The 15,039-nt window shown below is 72.0% G+C and carries 17 protein-coding genes; 11 read left to right on the forward strand and 6 right to left on the reverse strand.

The genetic code is table 11. From position 1 onward, the window contains the following. Nucleotides 1-76: 76 nt before the first annotated feature. Nucleotides 77-784: an enoyl-CoA hydratase-related protein gene (locus ACFUJ1_RS26420; protein WP_378649762.1), complete on the reverse strand. Its 708-nt coding sequence runs from the start codon at nucleotides 782-784 to the stop codon at nucleotides 77-79. A gap of 106 nt (nucleotides 785-890) precedes the next feature. On the opposite strand from ACFUJ1_RS26420, the gene ACFUJ1_RS26425 reads away from it, so the two are divergent. Both ACFUJ1_RS26425 and ACFUJ1_RS26430 read left to right on the forward strand, forming a co-directional pair. Continuing rightward, entirely contained in the window at nucleotides 891-1,670 is a 780-nt protein-coding gene (locus tag ACFUJ1_RS26425) for a purine-nucleoside phosphorylase (protein ID WP_378649763.1), read from the forward strand. Next, nucleotides 1,671-3,173, forward strand: coding sequence for a phospho-sugar mutase (locus tag ACFUJ1_RS26430; protein ID WP_378649764.1), 1,503 nt, complete (start codon nucleotides 1,671-1,673; stop codon nucleotides 3,171-3,173). Nucleotides 3,174-3,179: 6 nt separating this feature from the next. Here the strand turns inward: ACFUJ1_RS26430 and upp are convergent, their stop codons facing one another. Further along, nucleotides 3,180-3,803 (reverse strand): uracil phosphoribosyltransferase, encoded by a 624-nt coding sequence (gene upp / locus ACFUJ1_RS26435; RefSeq protein WP_378649765.1) that lies wholly within the window; start codon nucleotides 3,801-3,803, stop codon nucleotides 3,180-3,182. Nucleotides 3,804-3,923: 120 nt separating this feature from the next. Here upp and ACFUJ1_RS26440 point away from each other — a divergent pair, with 120 nt between their 5' ends. The 5 genes from ACFUJ1_RS26440 to ACFUJ1_RS26460 are packed head-to-tail and all read left to right on the forward strand — an operon-like array spanning nucleotide 3,924 to nucleotide 7,339. After that, nucleotides 3,924-4,241, forward strand: coding sequence for a hypothetical protein (locus ACFUJ1_RS26440; protein ID WP_378649767.1), 318 nt, complete (start codon nucleotides 3,924-3,926; stop codon nucleotides 4,239-4,241). Nucleotides 4,242-4,245: 4 nt separating this feature from the next. Continuing rightward, nucleotides 4,246-5,358 carry a C40 family peptidase gene (locus ACFUJ1_RS26445; protein ID WP_378649769.1) on the forward strand — a complete coding sequence of 371 codons (1,113 nt, stop codon included), beginning with the start codon at nucleotides 4,246-4,248 and terminating at the stop codon, nucleotides 5,356-5,358. Then, on the forward strand, nucleotides 5,355-5,705 hold the full coding sequence (locus ACFUJ1_RS26450) for a hypothetical protein (protein ID WP_378649771.1): 351 nt from the start codon (nucleotides 5,355-5,357) through the stop codon (nucleotides 5,703-5,705). The genes ACFUJ1_RS26445 and ACFUJ1_RS26450 overlap by 4 nt, the downstream gene beginning before the upstream one ends. After that, nucleotides 5,702-6,043 carry a YbaB/EbfC family nucleoid-associated protein gene (locus tag ACFUJ1_RS26455; RefSeq protein WP_378649773.1) on the forward strand — a complete coding sequence of 114 codons (342 nt, stop codon included), beginning with the start codon at nucleotides 5,702-5,704 and terminating at the stop codon, nucleotides 6,041-6,043. The genes ACFUJ1_RS26450 and ACFUJ1_RS26455 overlap by 4 nt, the downstream gene beginning before the upstream one ends. Nucleotides 6,044-6,076: 33 nt before the next feature. Then, nucleotides 6,077-7,339 (forward strand): primosomal protein, encoded by a 1,263-nt coding sequence (locus tag ACFUJ1_RS26460; RefSeq protein WP_378649775.1) that lies wholly within the window; start codon nucleotides 6,077-6,079, stop codon nucleotides 7,337-7,339. A 4-nt stretch (nucleotides 7,340-7,343) separates the two neighbouring features. Here ACFUJ1_RS26460 and ACFUJ1_RS26465 read toward each other — a convergent pair whose 3' ends face one another. The 3 genes from ACFUJ1_RS26465 to ACFUJ1_RS26475 all read right to left on the reverse strand — a co-directional run bounded on the left by ACFUJ1_RS26465 (nucleotide 7,344) and on the right by ACFUJ1_RS26475 (nucleotide 10,391). Next, a complete protein-coding gene (locus tag ACFUJ1_RS26465; protein ID WP_378649777.1) occupies nucleotides 7,344-8,441 on the reverse strand; it encodes an adenosine deaminase in 1,098 nt (365 codons plus the stop codon). A gap of 157 nt (nucleotides 8,442-8,598) precedes the next feature. Beyond that, nucleotides 8,599-9,888 (reverse strand): thymidine phosphorylase, encoded by a 1,290-nt coding sequence (locus ACFUJ1_RS26470; RefSeq protein WP_378649779.1) that lies wholly within the window; start codon nucleotides 9,886-9,888, stop codon nucleotides 8,599-8,601. Nucleotides 9,889-9,989: 101 nt separating this feature from the next. Next, nucleotides 9,990-10,391 carry a cytidine deaminase gene (locus ACFUJ1_RS26475; protein ID WP_378649781.1) on the reverse strand — a complete coding sequence of 134 codons (402 nt, stop codon included), beginning with the start codon at nucleotides 10,389-10,391 and terminating at the stop codon, nucleotides 9,990-9,992. Nucleotides 10,392-10,883: 492 nt separating this feature from the next. Between ACFUJ1_RS26475 and sdhC the strand changes: the two genes are divergently transcribed. From sdhC to ACFUJ1_RS26495, 4 genes are read left to right on the forward strand one after another with little or no spacing between them, the layout of a single operon-like run. Next, complete coding sequence (gene sdhC / locus ACFUJ1_RS26480; protein ID WP_233016182.1) at nucleotides 10,884-11,282, forward strand: succinate dehydrogenase, cytochrome b556 subunit; 399 nt, start codon at nucleotides 10,884-10,886, stop codon at nucleotides 11,280-11,282. A gap of 1 nt (nucleotide 11,283) precedes the next feature. After that, the gene (locus ACFUJ1_RS26485) at nucleotides 11,284-11,715 is read left to right on the forward strand and encodes a succinate dehydrogenase hydrophobic membrane anchor subunit (protein ID WP_378649783.1); all 432 of its coding nucleotides are present in this window, start codon (nucleotides 11,284-11,286) and stop codon (nucleotides 11,713-11,715) included. Nucleotides 11,716-11,730: 15 nt separating this feature from the next. Continuing rightward, nucleotides 11,731-13,500 carry a succinate dehydrogenase flavoprotein subunit gene (gene sdhA / locus ACFUJ1_RS26490; RefSeq protein WP_378649784.1) on the forward strand — a complete coding sequence of 590 codons (1,770 nt, stop codon included), beginning with the start codon at nucleotides 11,731-11,733 and terminating at the stop codon, nucleotides 13,498-13,500. Then, on the forward strand, nucleotides 13,500-14,273 hold the full coding sequence (locus ACFUJ1_RS26495) for a succinate dehydrogenase iron-sulfur subunit (RefSeq protein ID WP_378649785.1): 774 nt from the start codon (nucleotides 13,500-13,502) through the stop codon (nucleotides 14,271-14,273). Before sdhA ends, ACFUJ1_RS26495 begins: the two co-directional genes overlap by 1 nt. 59 nt (nucleotides 14,274-14,332) lie before the next feature. Here the strand turns inward: ACFUJ1_RS26495 and ACFUJ1_RS26500 are convergent, their stop codons facing one another. Beyond that, nucleotides 14,333-15,010, reverse strand: a complete 678-nt coding sequence (locus ACFUJ1_RS26500) for a RadC family protein (RefSeq protein ID WP_378649786.1) — start codon at nucleotides 15,008-15,010, stop codon at nucleotides 14,333-14,335. Between the last annotated feature and the right edge of the window lie 29 nt (nucleotides 15,011-15,039).

Below are 15,039 nucleotides of genomic sequence, written 5' to 3' on the forward strand. Positions count from 1 at the left end.
GTCCGAGCGGTCGAAGCGCATGCGCCGCAGGCGCGAGTCTCGACCGCTCGGACGTGAGCCCCCGAAGGCGCGACAATCAAACACCGAAAGCGAGGTTCTCGGGGGTGGTGGGGGTGGCGAGGTCCGCCAGGACGGCGCCGTGCAGGGCACGCTTGATGACGGCCAGGTTCGGCTTACGGTTGGCGGCGAGCCCAGCGGCCTGCTCGACCGCGATGTCGAGCACGCTGTCCGCCCCGGCCTTGGTGTCCACGATCCCCGCCGAGATCGCCTCGTCGGCGCCGAAGCGGTGCCCGGTGGTCATCGCCTTGACCGCGACCTGGTTGGTGAGCCGGTGCGTGAGCAGCGCGTTCATCGCGACGGTGAAGGGCATGCCGAGGTGGATCTCCGGCAGTGACCAGTAGCCGCGGTCGGCGCGCATGACCCGGAAGTCGTGCGACGTGGCGAGCATGGCGCCCGCGCCGAAGGCGTGGCCGTTCACGGCGGCGACGGTGGGCAGCGGGAAGGTGAGCAGCCGCGTGTAGAGCGCGTGCACGCTGTCCAGGTAGCCGTGCATCTCGCCGGGGTTGGCGAAGAGCCAGTCGGTGTGCAGGCCGTTGCTGAAGAACTTGCCGGTGGCGGTGGTGACGAGCGCCGCGGGCCCCGCGGAGCCCTCGACCTCGTCGAGCAGCGCGTTCAGCCGGGCGAGCACGTCCGGGTGGAAGCGGTTCTCCTCGTCCGCCGCGTTCTGCTCCTCCGATCCCAGGTACAGCACGAACACGTCACCCCGGCGCTCCAGATACGGCATGCGGGCAGCGTAACCGGGGGACCTTACCGACGGGTAGCCGAGGCAGGGCGGTGACCGGCGCCACACCGGAGCCGATCCGCGCACCGCCCCCGACTATCGTGACCCCATGCTTGCCGAAGAGGCCGCCGCGGCGATCGCCGAGCGGACAGGGGTAGCGCGCCACCGCGTCGCGGTGGTGCTCGGGTCGGGCTGGCAGGACGCGGCCGCGGAGATCGGAACGCCGACCGCGTCGGTGCCGATGCCGGAGCTACCCGGCTTCGGCATGCCGACCGCGCAGGGCCACGTCGGCACCGTGCACTCGGTGCGGGTCGGCGGCACCGACGTGCTGCTGCTGATGGGCCGCCAGCACCTGTACGAGGGGTACTCCCCCGCCGAGGTGGTCGTCCCGCTGACCGCCGCCGTGGCGGCGGGCGCGGAGACCGTGCTGCTCACCAATGCCGCGGGCGGGATCAGGGACGGCATGGCCGTCGGCGAGCCGGTGCTCATCGCCGACCACCTCAACCTCACCGCCCGCACCCCGCTCACCGGCCCCACCTTCGTCGACCTGGTGAACGCCTGGGATCCGGAGCTGCGCGCGCTGGCCCGCGAGGTCGATCCGAGCCTCGCCGACGGGGTGTACGCCGGGCTGATCGGCCCGCAGTACGAGACGCCGGCCGAGATCAGGATGCTGCGCACCATCGGCGCCGACCTGGTCGGCATGTCGACCGTGCTCGAGGCCATCGCGGCGCGCGCGCTCGGCGTCCGGCTGCTCGGGATCTCGCTGGTCACCAACCTGGCCGCCGGGGTGACCGGGGCCAACCTCTCGCACGCCGAGGTGCTGGCCGAGGGCAATGCCGCCGCGCCGCGGCTCGGCAAGCTGCTGCGCGGCATCCTGGAGCGGCTCTAGATGCTGCGCTTCGGCACCGCCGGGCTGCGCGGCCCGCTGCGGGACGGGCCGGACGGCATGAACGCGGTGACCGTCGCGCGCGCCACCGCCGGGCTGGCCGCCTGGCTGCGCGAGCGCTGCCTCGGCGGCGGGCGCGTCGTCGTCGGCCGGGACGCCAGGCACGGGTCGGCGGAGTTCGCCACGGTGACCGCGGAGATCCTCGCCGCGGCCGGATTCCCGGTGACGCTGCTGCCTGAGCCGCTGCCGACCCCGGTGCTCGCGCACGCGGTGCGCGCCACCGGCGCGGTGGCCGGAGTGCAGATCACCGCCTCGCACAACCCGCCCGCGGACAACGGTTACAAGGTCTACCTGGAGGGCGGCGCCCAACTGGTCGCCCCGGCCGACACCGAGATCGAGCGCGCCATCCTGGCCGTCACCGAGCCGATCCCGCGGACCGCGGTGGCCCCCGCCGACGGCGGTGCGCTCGCCGCGTACCTGGATCGGGTGGCCGGGATCCCGCGGCGGATCGGCGGGCCCGGCGAGCGCGCGCCGGTGCGGATCGCGCTCACCCCGCTGCACGGCGTCGGCGGCGCGGTGGCGCTGCGCGCACTTGCCGCGGCAGGCTTCGACGACGTGCACGTGGTGCCCGAGCAGTTCGAGCCGGACCCGGACTTCCCCACCGTCGCCTTCCCCAACCCGGAGGAGCCGGGCGCGGCCGACCTGTTGCTCGCGCTGGCCGAGCGGGTCGGGGCTGACCTGGCGATCGCGCTCGACCCGGATGCCGACCGCTGCGCCGTCGGCCTGCCCGGCCCGGACGGCTGGCGCATGCTGCGCGGCGACGAGACCGGCGTGCTGCTCGGCGCCGACGTGCTGCGCACCGCCCCGGCGAACGCCCTGGTCGCGACCACCCTGGTCTCCTCCCGGCTGCTCGGCCGGGTCGCCGCCGCGCGCGGCGCCCGCTACGCCGAGACGCTCACCGGCTTCAAGTGGCTGGCCAGGGCCGGGGACGGGCTGGTCTACGCCTACGAGGAGGCCATCGGGCACTGCGTCGACCCGGCCGCCGTCCGGGACAAGGACGGCGTCTCCGCGGCCGTGCTCGCCGCCGACCTGGTGGCGAGGCGCCGCGCCGCGGGCAGCACCCTGCTCGCCGACCTGGATCGCTACGCCGTCGAGTTCGGCGTGCACGCGGGCGACCAGGTCTCGCTCCGGCTCGCCGATCAGGACGCCGCGGCGGCCGTCGTCGCCGCGCTGCGCACCGCCCCGCCGGAGCGGGTCGCGGGCGCGCCGGTGCGCTACACCGACCTGGCCGCCACCCGCGGCCCGCTGCGCACCGACGCCCTCGTCCTCGAGGGCGACGGCGACCGGATCGTGGTGCGCCCCTCCGGCACCGAGCCCAAGCTCAAGTGCTACCTCGAGGTCGTCCGCCCGGTCCCCGACGCCACCGCCCTTCCCGACGTCAGGAAGGCCGCCGCCGAACGCCTGGCCGCCCTGCGCGAATTCTGCACCGCCCTGCAACCCCGCTGAACGGGATCAGCGCGGCCCGAACTGGCGGTCGCCCGCGTCGCCGAGGCCGGGGACGATGAAGGCGTCGGCGTTCAGGCCGGTGTCGATGGCGGCGGTCACCAGCCGCACCGGCAACCCCGAGTCGCCGAGCGTGGCGATGCCCTCCGGCGCGGCGACCACGCAGAGCGCGGTGATGTCCCGCGCCTTCCGCGCCACCAGCAGTTCCAGCGTGTGCCGCATGGAGCCGCCGGTCGCGAGCATCGGGTCGAGCACGAAGACCGGCACGTCGGAGAGGTCCTCTGGCAGCGACTCCATGTAGGGCACCGGCTCGTGCGTCACCTCGTCGCGCGCCATGCCGACGAAGCCGATCCTGGCGTCCGGCACGAACCCCGCGGCGGCGTGCACCATGCCGAGCCCGGCGCGCAGCACCGGGACCAGCAGCGGCGGCGCGGCGAGCCGGGTGCCCTCGGCGATCGAGACCGGGGTGGTGACGTCGAACCGGGTGACCGGGGCGTCGCGCAGCGCCTCGTAGACGAGGATCCCGGTGAGATCGCGCAGCGCGGAGCGGAACTCGGCGTTCACGGTGCGCGCGTCGCGCAGCGTGGTGAGCAGGGCGGCGGCCAGCGGATGGTCCACGGTGTGGGTGCGCATGATGGAACGATAAGGTCGCCGCGGGGAAATTCGGCGCCGAGCCAGGGAACCGGCGGCCGAGCGGGCGCGTCGAAGAGAGTGAATGACGTACTCTGCCTGGGAAACGGATGGGGGGCTGTTATGGACAAGACGTCGGCGGATACCGATGGCATCGTCGCCTACGGTGCGTCCGCGCAAGTCATGGCCGGGGAGATGGCCGCGGCGGGCACGTCGGCGGCGGGGGCCGGGCCCGCGCTGCTCGGCCCGATCATGGGGTTGATCGGCGGTGACTTCATGGCCGCGTACGCCGCGGCGCACGCGGGCCAGGTCGCCGCCATCGGCCAGCTCTCCGCGGTACTGACCAGCATGGGCGGGGCGGCCACGGCCGCGGCGGGCGCCATCGTGGACACCGAGCTCGGCAGCGCGGCCGCCATCGCGCCCGTCGATCCGAACGGGTGAGCGCGTGATCGACATCGACGCACTGGCGAAACCGCTGGTCGACCTGCTGAATTCATTCGGCTCCGGCGTGCTGCCCGCGGGCGGCCCTGCCGACGCGCTACGCGCCACCTCCGCCGCGGTCGACCGGATCCACGAGCTCGGCCGCACCAGCATCAACCAGGTGAACACCGCGTGGGACGGCACCGCCGCCGACGCCACCACCGCCAAGGCGCTCCGGGTGCAGACCTCGGCCGCGACGATCTCGGACAGCAACACCGAGATGGCGACCGTGGTGAACCAGGCCGCCGCCGAGGTGGAGAGCGGGCAGAAGGATCTCAGCGGCATCCTGCAGTCCTTCGTCTCCACCGCCACCGCGCTCGGCCCGGCCATCGCCACCCCGCCCGGGATCACCGCGGTGATCGGCTCCGCCATCGACCACATCAACCAGGCGGTCGGTGTGGTCGGGCGGGTACAGGGCGAGCTGGACACGCACACCGCGAGCATGAGCGGGCTCACGCCGCCGCCATCCACCTCGCTCGCCTCCACCCTCGCCTCGTCCGGGATCCCGCAGCAGCTGCTCTCCGGGGCCAGCGGGCTGGCGAGCAGCGCCGGGTCACTGCTCAGCACCGTGATGAACAACCCGCTGGTCACCGAGGCGTCGAAGGCGGCGACGCCGTCGGCCACCACGCCGTCGCCGAGCACCACGCAGCCGGACACCGGCGCCGCGGCGCCGACCCGCGACGGCGTGGAGATCACGCTGCCGGACGGCAGCAAGGTCGAGGCGCCGAACGAGCAGGCCGCCACCGCGGTGCAGGCCGCGCTCGGCACGGTCGGCACCCCGTACGTCTGGGGCGGCAACTCCCCCGGCGCCGGGCTCGACTGCAGCGGGCTCACCAAGTACGCCTACGGCGAGGCCGGGGTCGAGCTGCCCCGGCTCGCGGCCGAGCAGGGCAGCGGCGCCACCCAGATCTCGGCGGGCGACCTCATGCCGGGCGACCTGGCGATCTGGGACGGGCACGTCGCGATGGTGATCGGCAACGGCCAGTTCGTCGAGGCCGGTGACCCGGTCCAGATCAGTTCGGTGCGAACGGAGAATTCGGGGATGGACTTCTACGGCTTCTACAGGCCGACCACATGAGCGAGCAGCGGGAGCCCGGCGTCCCGCCGGTCACCGTGGCGGCCAGCAGCAATCGCGCGGGCACCATCACGGTGCGCGCCACCGACCAGGGCATGCCGGTGGAGATCGGCTTCGAGCGCAGCGAGTACCGGTACGGCGCGCAGGCGCTCGCCGACGAGATCCTGCGGCTCACCAAGCGCTCAACCATCGCGGCAAAGGCCAAGCGGCGCGAGGCGCTGACCGAGGCGGGCATGCCCGCCGACATCCTGGACCGGCTCGGCCTGCCCACCCGCAACCAGGCGGTGGACGAACTCGACCGGATGGACGACGCGGACACCGGCCCGACGAGCTGGATGAGGCCGGTATGAGCGCGGAGATGGACGCGCTGGTCGCGAAGGCGACCAGCAAGCTGGAGGCGCTGGAGGCGGCGCTGCACGGGCTGAAGCAGGTGCGCGGCCGGTTCGCCACCGAGGACGGCGCGGTCGAGGTCGAGGTGGACAGCGACGGCGCGCTCACCGCGCTGCGGCTCTCCGAGGCCGTCACCGCGCTCTCCCCCGCCGAGGTGGGCAGGCTCATCGTCTGGGCGTGCAGGCAGGCCGCCGAGGAGGCGGGCGGGCAGCGCTCGAAGGTCGTTGCGACACTGAACGAGTCGTTCGCCCCCGAGCCGGCTCCCGGTGCCGCGGCCGGGCCGGGGCAGGCGGGATAGTGCCTGAGCCGGAAGGTCGATAGGCTTCCGCCCATGGCTTCTGGAGACATCGTCCCGATCGAGCTCGGTCTGACCGATGGCGATCTCGTCACCCTCTGGGCACCGCGCTGGCGGGACGGTGACGACGAGTGGGAGGCGTTCCTCGGGCACGAGGACAGCCTGTACGGATTCGAGTCCGTCGCGGAGCTCGCCGCGTTCATCCGCACCGACTCCGACAACGATCTCGTCGAGCATCCGGCCTGGAAGGTCGTGGCCGCGCTGTCCGCGGCGGAGCTGGAGCCGGAGGAGGAGCACAGCTTCGACCTGGTCGGGGTTCCCGAGCTGGCCGCGGCCGACCCGGATTCCGACACCGTCGCCGAGCTGGAAGACACGCTCGAGATGGTGCGCAATATCGGCGAGGTCTGCGAGCTGGACACCGTCACCAAGTTCTTCGGCGGGAACCCGGTGCTCGGCGCGCTGCCCGGCGGGCCGAACGCCTTCACCGGGCGCGACGGCGAGGAGCTCTGGGACCAGATCGGCGCCGCCATCGCCAAGGGCTGGGACAACGTGCTCGACGCCATCGACAGCGTGGTGAAGTCGCCCGAGGTGGATGCCGACGCGGTCGCGGTGGCCGAGGCCGAGCTGCTCGCCGCCGAGGAGAACGTGGTCGACGCCGACGACGCCGCGGACAGCGAGGAGTTCGAGGCCGTCGATCTGACCAAGGCCGACGACGAGGACGCCGACGACAGCGACGACGACGAGGACGAGTCGTTCTGGGCCGAGGTCGGCATCGACCCGGTCAAGATCATCACCGCCGACGGCACCTGGTTCACCCTGCGCTGCTACCTCGACGACGAGCCGATCTTCCTCGGCCGCGGCGGCTCCATCGCGGTCTTCGACTCGGAGCGGGCGCTGGCCAGGCACCTCGCCGACGACCACGAGCACGACCTGGCCCGGGTGAGCACCTACGACGAGGTGCAGACCGCGGCCACCGACGGCTCGCTGGAGGTCGAGGTCACCGACGAGAACGTCTACGTGCTCCCCGGTCTCGGCGACGACCTCGGCGAGGGCCCGCTCACCGTCGACGTCGACCAGCTCGACCTCGCCGTCGAGCTCTTCACCGACGCCGCCGACTACGCCGAGGACGACGCGGTGGAGAAGGCGCTCGCCCCCTCCACCCCGCTCGGCTGGTACGTCTCCTACCTGCTCAACCCGGACCCGACCCGGCTGGCCCCGAGCCCGCCGTTCCAGGCCGAGGCCACCGCGTGGCGCGAGCTGGAGACCTGGTTCGAGACCAAGCTCGACCAGCGGAAGTGAGCCGCTAGCCGAGCATCACCGCGTAGCCCGGCTTGATCACGTCGTCGATGATCTTCAGCCGGTCCGGGAACGGGATGAACGCCGACTTCATCGCGTTGATGGTGAAGCGCTCCAGATCGCTCCAGCCGTAGCCGAAGGTCTGCACCAGCTTGAGCATCTCCTTGCTCATGGTGGTGTCGCTCATCAGCCGGTTGTCGGTGTTCACCGTGACCCGGAAGCGGAGCCGGGCGAGCAGGTCGAACGGGTGCTTGTCCAGCGAGGGGACGGCGCCGGTCTGCACATTGGACGAGGGACAGAGCTCCAACGGGATCCTGGTGTCCCGCACGTACTTCGCCACCAGCCCCAGCTCGGCGTCGGCGACCGAGCCGGGCACGGAGATGTCGTCGGTGATCCGCACCCCGTGGCCGAGCCGGTCGCAGCCGCAGTAGGCCAGCGCCTCGTGGATCGATGGCAGGCCGAATGCCTCGCCCGCGTGGATGGTGAAGTGCGCGCTGTTGGCCCGCATGTACTCGAAGGCGTCCAGGTGCCGGGTGGGCGGGTACCCCACCTCGGCGCCGGCGATGTCGAAGCCGCCGACGCCGCGATCCCGGAAGCGCACGGTGAGCTCGGCGATCTCGCGCGAGCGGGCCGCGTGCCGCATGGCGGTGAGCAGGCAGACCACGGTGATCCGGCCGCCGGCCGCCGCGACCAGCTCCTCGCCCTCGCGGAAGCCGGCCAGGGTGTGCTCGACCACCTCGTCCAGGGTGAGGCCGCGGGCCAGGTGCTGCTCCGGCGCGAAGCGCACCTCGGCGTAGACCACGCCGTCCGCGGCGAGGTCCTCGACGCACTCGCGGGCGACCCGGCGCAGCCCCTCCGGGGTCTGCATGACGGCGACGGTGTGCGCGAAGGTCTCCAGGTAGCGCTCCAGCGAACCGCTGTCGGCGGCATCGCGGAACCAGGTGGCGAGGCTCGCCGCGTCGGCGGCCGGTAGCTCGTCGTAGCCACACTCGCCTGCCAGTTCGAGCACCGTGCCGGGGCGCAGGCCACCGTCCAGGTGGTCGTGCAGCAGCGCCTTCGGCGCGCGGCGGATCGAGGCGAGGGTGAGCGGCATCGGTCCTGTCATGACCCAACGTTAGCCGCCGACCGCGCCCGCGTACGGCTGGTTACCGGCTGTGGCAGTGCTGGTTCACCGGGCGCTCGCCCCCGGGCCGGTTCCGGTTGGCCGCGGCGTCACCGCGCACAGACGCGCTCCGGCCACGCCCGGGTGGCGGCGGGCGGTGTCAGCCGATCCGGTCGAGGATCAGGGGGCCCGCGGGGGTGTCGCCCGCTTCGGGGTCGATGGTGGTGGCGCCGTCCAGTGCGGCGCGGGCGCGGGCGAAGGCTTCGGGGGTGTCGGTGTGCAGGGTGAAGAGGGGGGCGCCCGCGCGGACCCGCTCGCCCGGCTTGGCGTGCATGACAACGCCCGCGCCCGCCTGCACCGGATCGCCCTGGCGGGCCCGGCCCGCGCCCAAACGCCAGGCGGCGTCGCCGACCGCGCGGGCGTCGAGCCGGGTGAGCACGCCATCGGCGGCGGCGGTGACGGTCTCGGTGTGCGCCGCGCGCGGCAGCGCGGCGTCCGGGTCACCGCCCTGGGCGGCGATCATGGCCCGCCAGTGATCCATGGCGCGCCCGGAGGCCAGGACCTCGGCCGGGTCGGCGTCCAGCCCGGCGGCGGCGACCATCTCGCGGGCGAGCGCGAGGGTCAGCGCGACCACGTCCGCCGGGCCACCGCCCGCGAGCACCTCGACCGATTCGGCGACCTCGAGCGCATTGCCCGCGGTGCGGCCGAGCGGGGCGTCCATGTCGGTGAGCAGGGCGGTGGTGCGCACCCCGGCGTCGGTGCCGAGCTCGACCATGGTGCGGGCGAGTACCCGCGCGTCGGCCAGGTCGGGCAGGAAGGCGCCCGCCCCGACCTTGACGTCGAGTACCAGCGCGGCGGTGCCCTCGGCGATCTTCTTGCTCATGATCGAGCTGGCGAGCAGCGGCACCGACTCCACCGTCCCGGTGACGTCGCGCAGCGCGTACAGCTTGCGGTCCGCCGGGGCGAGGCCGGCGCCCGCCGCGCAGATCACCGCGCCGACCGCGGGGTCGGCCAGCAGCTCGCGCATCCGGGTGACCGGGATGTCGGCCTGCCAGCCCGGGATCGCCTCCAGCTTGTCCAGCGTGCCGCCGGTGTGTCCGAGCCCGCGCCCGGAGAGCTGGGGCACCGCCGCGCCGCAGGCCGCGACCAGCGGCGTGAGCGGGAGCGTGATCTTGTCCCCGACCCCGCCGGTGGAGTGCTTGTCCACGGTCGGCCGGGGCAGGTCGGTGAAGTCCATCCGCTGCCCGGAGGCGATCATGGCCGCGGTCCAGCGCGCCGTCTCCCTGCGGTCCAGCCCGCGCCAGACGATCGCCATGGCCAGCGCGGCCATCTGCTCGTCGGCCACCGCGCCGCGGGTGTAGGCGTCGACGACCCAGTCGATCTGCTCGTCGGCGAGCTCGCCGCCGTCGCGCTTGGCCGTGATGATCGAAACCGCGTCGAGTGCCCTCACGCGGCCGAGTGTGGCACAGGGGCGCCGCCCGTGCCGGGCCGCGAAAGCCGCCGTATGGGCGGCGGCTCGCCACCGCGCGCCACGTCGCGTGGGGCGGAGGCTCAGCGCTCCTGCTCGCCGGCGGCGAGATCGTCCGGTCCGAAGGCGTCGGGCAGCAGCTCGCCGAGACGCTTCGGCCCGGACGGGTGGTCGACGAGCAGCTCCGCGCCGCCGTGCTCGAAGAGCACCTGCCTGCAGCGGCCGCACGGCATCAGGATCGCGCCCCTGGAGTCGCAGACCGACACCGCGCGCAGCCGCCCGCCGCCGGTGGCGACGGCATTGCCCACCAGCACGCACTCCGCGCACAGCCCGAGGCCGTAGGACACGTTCTCCACGTTGCAGCCGGTGACCACCCGATCACCGGCCAGCGCCGCCGCGCCGACCGGGAAGCGCGAATAGGGCGCGTAGGCTCGTTCCATGGCGTCGCGCGCACTCGCGCGCAGGGCCGTCCAGTCGATCGTCATCCGCACCCACTTTCGATTTCTCCATTACCGCCGAGTAGCTTTCCGGCCGAACGCGGCAACGCGGTGAGACATTTTCCACATTGCGCCAGTCCGCAATACCGAGCAGCGCATCACCACCCCGCTACCGGAACGGAATGCGGAGAACTCGGGGAACGATCCCGGTTTACTCTCATTTTTCCCTGCGGTACAGGGGATTTGGACCCCGGAACGGGGGCGGGAGCACCCACTCGGGCGGGCCGGAAGCGGGCGTGCGGAGGCCGCACGACAACCCTTTCCGCTGCGACAAAGGTAAGCCTAACTCGAACGGGTGTCGCGCAACGCACGGCACGCCGAATTAGTTCCGGCAAACCCGGAGGATTAGAGTCGATCGCAGAACGGTTCAGTTTCCCGGCGGCGGGCCGGAGCGCAGCCACCTGGGCATTCGCCCCCTCCACGCAGCCGGCGTCGGATCTGTGACCGGGTCCATCAACGACGTTGGAGGCACCGCACGCTATGACCACGATCGAAGCTCCGGCTCAGCCGAAGCGGAAGACGCTGTACCGAGGCGACCCCGGAATGTGGTCCTGGGCGCTGCATCGGATCACCGGCGTCACGCTGTTCTTCTTCCTTTTCGTCCACGTGCTGGACACGGCCCTCGTCCGGGTGAGCCCCGAGGCCTACAACGACACGATCGAGACCTACAAGAACCCGCTCGTCGCCCTCATGGAGATGGGGCTCGTCGTCTGCGTGCTCTTCCACGCGCTGAACGGCGTGCGGGTCATCCTGGTCGACTTCTGGTCACAGGGGCCGCGCTACCAGAAGCTGATGCTCTGGATCATCCTCGGCGTCACCGCGGTGCTGGCCGGCGGCGCCATCGGCCGGATGTTCTTCTACCTCTTCACGGAGCACTGAGATGTCTGCACCCGTCCTCGGCAAGTCCTACGACCGCCCGGCGAGCCTCGATCTGCCGCGCTCGCCGCGCGGCCGGTCCAGCAACAACTTCGAGAAGTACGCCTGGCTGTTCATGCGCTTCTCCGGGCTGCTGCTGATCGTGCTCGTGATCGGCCACATGTCGATCATGCTGCTGCTCGACGGCGGCGTGAAGCGGCTCAACTTCGCCTTCGTGGCCGGCCGCTGGTCCAGCCCGTTCTGGCAGGTCTGGGACCTGTCGATGCTCTGGCTCGCCCAGCTGCACGGCGGCAACGGGCTGCGCACCGTGATCGCGGACTACTCCCGCAAGGACTCGACCCGGTTCTGGCTGAACTCGCTGCTCGCGATCTCGATCATCCTGATCGTCAGCGTCGGCACGTACGTCATCTTCACCTTCGACCCCAACATCAGTTAGGAACAGGCACCCTCGATGACAGACATTCGTCCTGTTCAAGAGCACCGCTACGACGTTCTGATAGTCGGTGCGGGCGGCGCGGGCATGCGCGCGGCGATCGAGGCGGGGCCGCGCGCCAGGACCGCGGTCCTGACCAAGCTGTACCCGACCCGCAGCCACACCGGCGCGGCCCAGGGCGGCATGTGCGCGGCGCTGGCCAACGTCGAAGAAGACAACTGGGAGTGGCACACCTTCGACACCGTCAAGGGTGGCGACTACATCGTCGACCAGGACGCCGCCGAGATCATGGCCAAGGAGGCCATCGACGCGGTGCTCGACCTGGAGAAGATGGGGCTTCCGTTCAACCGGACCCCCGAGGGCCGGATCGACCAGCGCCGCTTCGGCGGGCACACCCGCGACCACGGCAAGGCGCCGGTGCGCCGCGCCTGTTACGCCGCGGACCGCACCGGCCACATGATCCTGCAGACGCTGTACCAGAACTGCGTCAAGCACGACGTGGAGTTCTTCAACGAGTTCTACGCGCTCGACCTGGTGCTCACCGAGACCGACCACGGCCCGGTCGCCACCGGCATCGTCGCCTACGAGCTGGCCACCGGTGAGCTGCACGTCTTCCACGCGAAGTCGATCATCTTCGCCACCGGCGGCTCCGGCCGGATGTACAAGACCACCTCGAACGCGCATACCCTGACCGGCGACGGCATGGCCATCGTGTTCCGCAAGGGGCTGCCGCTGGAGGACATGGAGTTCCACCAGTTCCATCCCACGGGGCTGGCCGGGCTCGGCATCCTGATCTCCGAGGCGGTCCGCGGCGAGGGCGGCATCCTGCGCAACGCCGAGGGCGAGCGCTTCATGGAGCGCTACGCCCCCACCATCAAGGACCTCGCGCCGCGCGACATCGTCGCCCGCTCGATGGTGCTCGAGGTGCTGGAGGGCCGCGGCGCGGGCCCGAACAAGGACTACGTCTACATCGACGTGACCCACCTCGGCGCGGACGTGCTCGAGGAGAAGCTGCCGGACATCACCGAGTTCTCCCGCACCTACCTCGGGGTGGACCCGGTGAAGGAGCTGGTCCCGGTCTTCCCGACCTGTCACTACGTGATGGGCGGCATCCCGACCCGGATCCGCGGCGAGGTGCTGCGCGACAACGAGAACGTGGTGCCCGGGCTGTACGCCGCGGGCGAGTGCGCCTGCGTCTCGGTGCACGGCGCCAACCGGCTCGGCACCAACTCGCTGCTCGACATCAACGTCTTCGGCAGGCGCGCGGGCATCGCCGCCGCCGAGTACGCGGAGCGCTCCGAGTTCGTCGAGCTGCCGGAGAACCCGGCGGCCATGGTGCAGGAGTGGCTCGCGCTGATCCTCTCCGACCACGGCAACGAGCGGGTGGCCGACATCCGCACCGAGCTGCAGCGGTCGATGGACAACAACGCGTCGGTGTTCCGCACCGAGGACACGCTGAAGCAGGCGCTGACCGACATCCACTCGCTCAAGGAGCGCTACGCGCGGATCACCGTGCAGGACAAGGGCAAGCGGTACAACAGCGACCTGCTCGAGGCGGTCGAGCTCGGCTTCCTGCTGGAGCTGGCCGAGGTCACCGTCGTCGGCGCGCTGAACCGCAAGGAGTCGCGCGGCGGGCACGCCCGCGAGGACTACCCGGACCGGGACGACGTCAACTTCATGCGGCACACGATGGCGTACAAGGAGGGCGCGGAGCTGCTCTCCGACATCCGCCTCGACTTCAAGCCGGTCGTGCAGACCCGCTACGAGCCGATGGAGCGTAAGTACTGATGACTGCCGTACTGGACAAGTCGACCCCGGCCGCCGCGCCCCCGGTGCCCGAGGGCTCGACCATGATCACCGTCAAGGTGGCGCGGTTCAACCCGGAGGACGACCTCGGCGCGCACTGGGAGTCGTTCCAGGTGCCGGTGCTCACCACCGACCGGTTCCTGAACGTGCTGACCTACATCAAGTCCTACCTGGACGGCACGCTCACCTTCCGCCGCTCCTGCGCGCACGGGGTCTGCGGCTCCGACGCCATGCGGATCAACGGGGTGAACCGGCTGGCCTGCAAGGTCCTGATGAAGGACATGCTGCCCAAGGACGGCAAGAACATCACCGTCTCCGTCGAGCCGATCCGCGGCCTGCCGGTGGAGAAGGACCTCATCGTGAACATGGAGCCGTTCTTCGACGCGTTCCGCGCGGTGAAGCCCTACCTGATGACCTCGGGCAACGAGCCGACCCGCGAGCGGATCCAGAGCCAGGCCGACCGGGCCAGGTTCGACGACACCACCAAGTGCATCCTCTGCGCCTGCTGCACCACCTCGTGCCCGGTGTACTGGCACGACGGCAGCTACTTCGGCCCGGCCGCGATCGTGAACGCGCACCGCTTCATCTTCGACAGCAGGGACGAGGGCGCGCGCGAGCGGCTCGACATCCTGAACGATGTCGAGGGCGTGTGGCGCTGCCGCACCACCTTCAACTGCACCGACGCGTGCCCCCGCGGCATCGAGGTGACCAAGGCGATCCAGGAGGTCAAGCGGGCCCTGCTCTTCGCCCGCTGAGCCACTCGGTTCCGCGGCGACGGCCGCTCTCGCTCCGCGCGAGGGCGGCCGTCGCCGTCTCACCAGCCGTCCGGCAGCGGGTCCGCGCGCGACCAGCGCTCGCCTGCGAGCACGACGTGGCCGAGGAAGCGGAGCCCGACGGTGCCTGCGGCGGCGCCGAGCACGGTGCTGGCGCGCCGGTCGTCGTAGCTGGGCGAGGGGTCGCCGGACGGGTGGTTGTGCACGACGGCGAAGGCGCGGCCGTCGTGCCTGAGCACGGTGTTCAGGATCTCCCGCACCGGGACGGCGACCTCGTCCAGCGCGCCCTGCGCGACGAAGACCCGGTGCCGCAGCCGGTGCCTGGCATCGCAGACCAGGACCAGCAGCAACTCCACCCGCGCGCCGGTGAACAGCGGAGACGCCACCGCCGCGACATCGGCGGCGCCGGCGAGCACCCGCCCGGGGGCGGCGCCGCGGGCCCGCGCGGCCAGATGGAAGGCGGCGACCACCGTCGACGCCTTGGCGACGCCCATCCCGGTGCGCCCGGCGAGCTCCTCCGGCCGCGCCGCCGCCAGCCCTGCGGGCCCGCCGTACTCGGCGAGCAGGGCGTGCGCGAGATCGATGACACCGATGCCGCGATTCCCCTCGCGCAGCAACAGGGCGAGCAGCTCACCGTCGGTGAGCGCGTGCGCTCCGAGCGCGAGCAGCCGCTCCCGCGGACGCTGATCGCCGGGTAGACCGGCCAACGGTACCGACATCGAACCCCCTCCATGCACGGTGCAGGGTT

This window comes from Nocardia sp. NPDC057227 (genome assembly GCF_042669725.1).
Taxonomy (GTDB): domain Bacteria; phylum Actinomycetota; class Actinomycetes; order Mycobacteriales; family Mycobacteriaceae; genus Nocardia; species Nocardia asteroides_A.

Coding starts and splice junctions, on each gene's coding strand:
- ACFUJ1_RS26455 (WP_378649773.1), top strand. CDS start 5,702: ATGAGCGCGGAGATGGACGCGCTGGTCGCGAAGGCGACCAGCAAGCTG.
- ACFUJ1_RS26465 (WP_378649777.1), bottom strand. CDS start 8,441: ATGACAGGACCGATGCCGCTCACCCTCGCCTCGATCCGCCGCGCGCCG.
- sdhC (WP_233016182.1), top strand. CDS start 10,884: ATGACCACGATCGAAGCTCCGGCTCAGCCGAAGCGGAAGACGCTGTAC.
- ACFUJ1_RS26420 (WP_378649762.1), bottom strand. CDS start 784: ATGCCGTATCTGGAGCGCCGGGGTGACGTGTTCGTGCTGTACCTGGGA.
- ACFUJ1_RS26460 (WP_378649775.1), top strand. CDS start 6,077: ATGGCTTCTGGAGACATCGTCCCGATCGAGCTCGGTCTGACCGATGGC.
- ACFUJ1_RS26485 (WP_378649783.1), top strand. CDS start 11,284: ATGTCTGCACCCGTCCTCGGCAAGTCCTACGACCGCCCGGCGAGCCTC.
- ACFUJ1_RS26495 (WP_378649785.1), top strand. CDS start 13,500: ATGACTGCCGTACTGGACAAGTCGACCCCGGCCGCCGCGCCCCCGGTG.
- ACFUJ1_RS26425 (WP_378649763.1), top strand. CDS start 891: ATGCTTGCCGAAGAGGCCGCCGCGGCGATCGCCGAGCGGACAGGGGTA.
- ACFUJ1_RS26440 (WP_378649767.1), top strand. CDS start 3,924: ATGGACAAGACGTCGGCGGATACCGATGGCATCGTCGCCTACGGTGCG.
- ACFUJ1_RS26450 (WP_378649771.1), top strand. CDS start 5,355: ATGAGCGAGCAGCGGGAGCCCGGCGTCCCGCCGGTCACCGTGGCGGCC.
- ACFUJ1_RS26500 (WP_378649786.1), bottom strand. CDS start 15,010: ATGTCGGTACCGTTGGCCGGTCTACCCGGCGATCAGCGTCCGCGGGAG.
- ACFUJ1_RS26475 (WP_378649781.1), bottom strand. CDS start 10,391: ATGACGATCGACTGGACGGCCCTGCGCGCGAGTGCGCGCGACGCCATG.
- upp (WP_378649765.1), bottom strand. CDS start 3,803: ATGCGCACCCACACCGTGGACCATCCGCTGGCCGCCGCCCTGCTCACC.
- ACFUJ1_RS26430 (WP_378649764.1), top strand. CDS start 1,671: ATGCTGCGCTTCGGCACCGCCGGGCTGCGCGGCCCGCTGCGGGACGGG.
- sdhA (WP_378649784.1), top strand. CDS start 11,731: ATGACAGACATTCGTCCTGTTCAAGAGCACCGCTACGACGTTCTGATA.